Source organism: Candidatus Culexarchaeum yellowstonense (assembly GCF_024707025.1).
Classification (GTDB): domain Archaea; phylum Thermoproteota; class Methanomethylicia; order Culexarchaeales; family Culexarchaeaceae; genus Culexarchaeum.
Window position 1 is genome coordinate 1 of record NZ_JANGFQ010000116.1, and the last position, 3,596, is coordinate 3,596.

Genomic DNA, 3,596 nt, shown 5'->3' on the forward strand with positions numbered 1-3,596 from the left:
TCTCCTCCCTAACGAATCTCTCTAAAATGTATGGGTATTCTCCGAAACTGCATGGTGAGTATCCAGTAACTTTCCTAAGTACTCCACGATTGGAGGATGCCACTCCATCTGTGCAGAACATCATTAATGGATACTTCATTAATGTGCGTATATCGTCTTCCTCCATGTAATTGAATAATGCACTCACCTCACCCTCCTCTTCAACTATTAAGTCTAAGAATACTTCAAATGGATCTTTCCCCCTAATTTCTGCAATCTCCTTAATTGTTTTCCCAATAAGCTTCCTATTCTTCTTACAGTGGAATATGTATATTCTATCCCAACAGCCATGTTTTACAAGTCCAACATACCCTGGACCTGGATACTTATCCTCTATGATCTCCCTCTTAATCTTTTCACGGATTTCAGGGTTTTCCAATCTTTCAACGATCCTCCCCCTTCCACCTGCTTGAGCCCATTGAGGTAAAACTTGATATAGGTATGCATTGAAATCTGTATGTGCGTCGTTATCCATTGTGGCTTCAACGCCCTTCAACCTAGCTTCTTCATAAATTTTAAACATTTCTGGCAATTTTCCATGAGCACCATATTTTGGGCAGTTATGTGATACTTGAACTGGAACATTTGCTTTCTCACCTATCTCCATAGCCTCCTTCAATGCTTCCAATATGGTTTCCCTCTCACCACGTATGTGAGTTGCATATATACCTCCATATTCAGCAACAACTTTACAAAGCTCAATTAACTCTTGAGTTTTAGCGTAGCATCCTGGGAGGTAGACTAAGCCGCTGGATAAACCGAAAGCTCCAGACTCCATAGCTTCAGCAACGAGATTCTTCATTTCCTCCAATTCATCTTTAGTGGGATCCCTACTTTCAACACCCATAACAGCAGTTCTAATAGTTCCATGCCCAACTAATGGTGCCACATTAATTGATATTCCCCCACGTTCTAAACGCTCCAAATAATCGCCAAAGCTATTCCAATCCCATGAAACCAATTCAGCTTCAAAACCCCAAAGACTCTTAAGTAAATCCAAATACCCCCTCCTCCCCACAGGTGCAGCGCTCAAACCACAATTCCCAATAACCTCAGTGGTAACCCCCTGCCTAACCTTACTATCAGCAGTAGGATTAATTAGAAGAGTTAAATCGGAATGTGAATGAATATCTATAAAACCAGGGGAAACCACAAGCCCCCTAGCATCTATAACCCTCTTGGCATCAGCATCAATCCCCCTATCAACCTCAACTATCCTCCCATTCAATATACCTAAATCCGCATAAAACCATGGATTACCAGTACCATCAACCACAAAGCCACCTTTAATAAGCAAATCAAACTCCATAAACCATCACAATCACATATACCCTCCAATCCTTAAAAACCCCACCAAAAAGCATTTGCCAGGAATCCGAAATAGAATTTACAAAAGTAGATGAAGAAGCGGAAAAGATACTACAATACGAAGACAAATTATTTGTCATTTTTATTAAATCAATGAACTTCCAATAATCTTTCTTAGAAATAAGTTTAGGACTTATCTTTCCTTTTTAGATACTTCTTTCGTTTCCTCTTCTCCATGTACTCAAAAAACCAAATGATATCCCTCATATACTCCTTATCTTTCTCCATGTCCACAAATAACTTCTATAAATTCTACTGTTATAAAATTGTTGAAGATGAGAAGGTATTAATGATGTTTGAAAATACTTAAGGGAATGTGGGAGAAAAGTCATCATCATATGTTAATTGAAATTGTTGGGTTCGAAACTTTGTTGTTCATAGGCATATGCTTTCACTCCACTTTATAAGGTTTATATTACCTTTGAACGAGTGTTCTAACTTCTTCATGTGTTATTTGAAATATTCCATCAACATAGTTTTCCAGTTTAATTTTCCTCAATCTTTTCCCTTTCAGGAAATTTCCACTGGTGGCATATGTTATTCCATTGGCTTGGGAATATTCGATGTTTTTCATTGTTGAGATGGCGTATATTTCGCTGAAATCCTTGTTTACAATGAACATTACCCCATAAAACCCCTTCTCTGCAATGTAATCATAAAGTTCACTCCACCGCTTATCAGCCAATAATTCTTGGAATTCCCTTTGATTCACCAATATTAGAGTGTCACATAAATCCCTTCTACCCGCATAGGATCGAACAACACCATTATGTGTTATAAGGTAATCTCCAAGTTTCCATCCATGAACATTCCCAACATCAATAGCACCACTACTGGCAAGTCTAAAATGGAAGTGAATAGCAAAAGGTTTCTGAGCAATAATCCTATCAAACATATCCCTAAACTCAATAGCATTCAGAGTCCTTAAATAAACTTCAGGATCGGTAGAGTAAACGTAAAATCCATCAGGATTCAAAACCATTTCCCCATACAACCCTCTAACAACCACATTTGGAATAGGCTTCCTAAATGGATTTAGAATCACACCAGTAAAACACAAATTACTCACCCAACTTACATAAGGAAACATCCCCCTTTCAAACCTTATCATTCCCATTACAGCTTCCACATAACTTTTAATTAATGCTTTCCACTGAATGAGAGTGGTTAATGTTAGCTTGATATTTGAATTTTAAATGGCAAAGAGCATCTTAGTTTCTATGGGTCACATTTCTGAGCTAGTTCCTAACAATTTTGATTTGTTATACACTTATTCAAAAATGATTTTTCAGGTTTTGCATTTAAGAGTTAAATGAGTAGTTTCACTCTTCTATATCTAGGAGAATTGTTGTGGTTCCAGTATAAATTTTTAGGTGGAATCCAGCAGTTATATAAAAACCTTCAATGTATGGGTGAATTATTGCATGAACTGTGTAATCAACACATATGTATAGCCTTTTTGGAAGGTAATTGTAATTGCGATGGACTAAATATGAGTATTCAAAGAAATCATATGAAGACTTCTTATAAGAGGGGGATGCGGTGGCATACATTTTAAGACTAATTTCAGTTTCATTGATTACATATATCCTAATTTTTTCAATAGTTACGGCAAATCCCCTTATCAATGGATTATATGTTCTCTCATTCACATTCCTGACTACAATGTTTAGTTCTTCAATGTCTTCTGGAGCGGTGATATTATGGGGTGTGGGAATATATGCAATTAATCCAAAATATATTTCCCCAAGAGGACCACCATAATAACCTATCTGAGCATTATACTTATACTGCTTATACAATGCTAGGGATTCTTTGAATGAATCTAATCCAATCGTGTTCAAGTATCGTGGACATGTAAAATAATTATAAAGCAAAAATATTGCTACAACAACTACTAGAAAAATGGATAAATATTTCCTGTTAACGTATTTCCTCATGACCATCACTTCATGAGGAAATAAACAAACTCATCAAAATATTATGTGAAAACCAATATATATTGTATAAGAAGACAGAGGCTCATCAAAATAAAAACTTTTAAACTTCTATAGGTTCATCTTTAGCTCTCATTGCAATTTTACTTATCCCCGCTATAAACTCGCTTGCATCGAGAATTTCAAGCATTACAGGCTTCCCATCTTCCGTGAAATGCACTATTATTGGCCCCATTTCCTCAGCATAATCTA

At 36.5% G+C, this 3,596-nt stretch carries 3 protein-coding genes; all 3 read right to left on the minus strand.

Going from position 1 to position 3,596, the window contains the following annotated elements; translation table 11 throughout:
- A partial coding sequence (locus tag MRT15_RS09250; RefSeq protein WP_304329802.1) for an amidohydrolase family protein occupies positions 1 to 1,348 on the minus strand: 1,348 nt, incomplete at its 3' end.
- A gap of 474 nt (positions 1,349 to 1,822) precedes the next feature.
- Positions 1,823 to 2,467: a hypothetical protein gene (locus MRT15_RS09255; RefSeq protein ID WP_304329803.1), complete on the minus strand. Its 645-nt coding sequence runs from the start codon at positions 2,465 to 2,467 to the stop codon at positions 1,823 to 1,825.
- Positions 2,468 to 2,729: 262 nt separating this feature from the next.
- Positions 2,730 to 3,347, minus strand: a complete 618-nt coding sequence (locus MRT15_RS09260; RefSeq protein ID WP_304329804.1) for a hypothetical protein — start codon at positions 3,345 to 3,347, stop codon at positions 2,730 to 2,732.
- Positions 3,348 to 3,596: the final 249 nt, after the last annotated feature.

Excerpts from the sequence above, each read along its gene's own strand:
- MRT15_RS09260 (WP_304329804.1), bottom strand. The coding sequence starts at position 3,347 with ATGAGGAAATACGTTAACAGGAAATATTTATCCATTTTTCTAGTAGTT.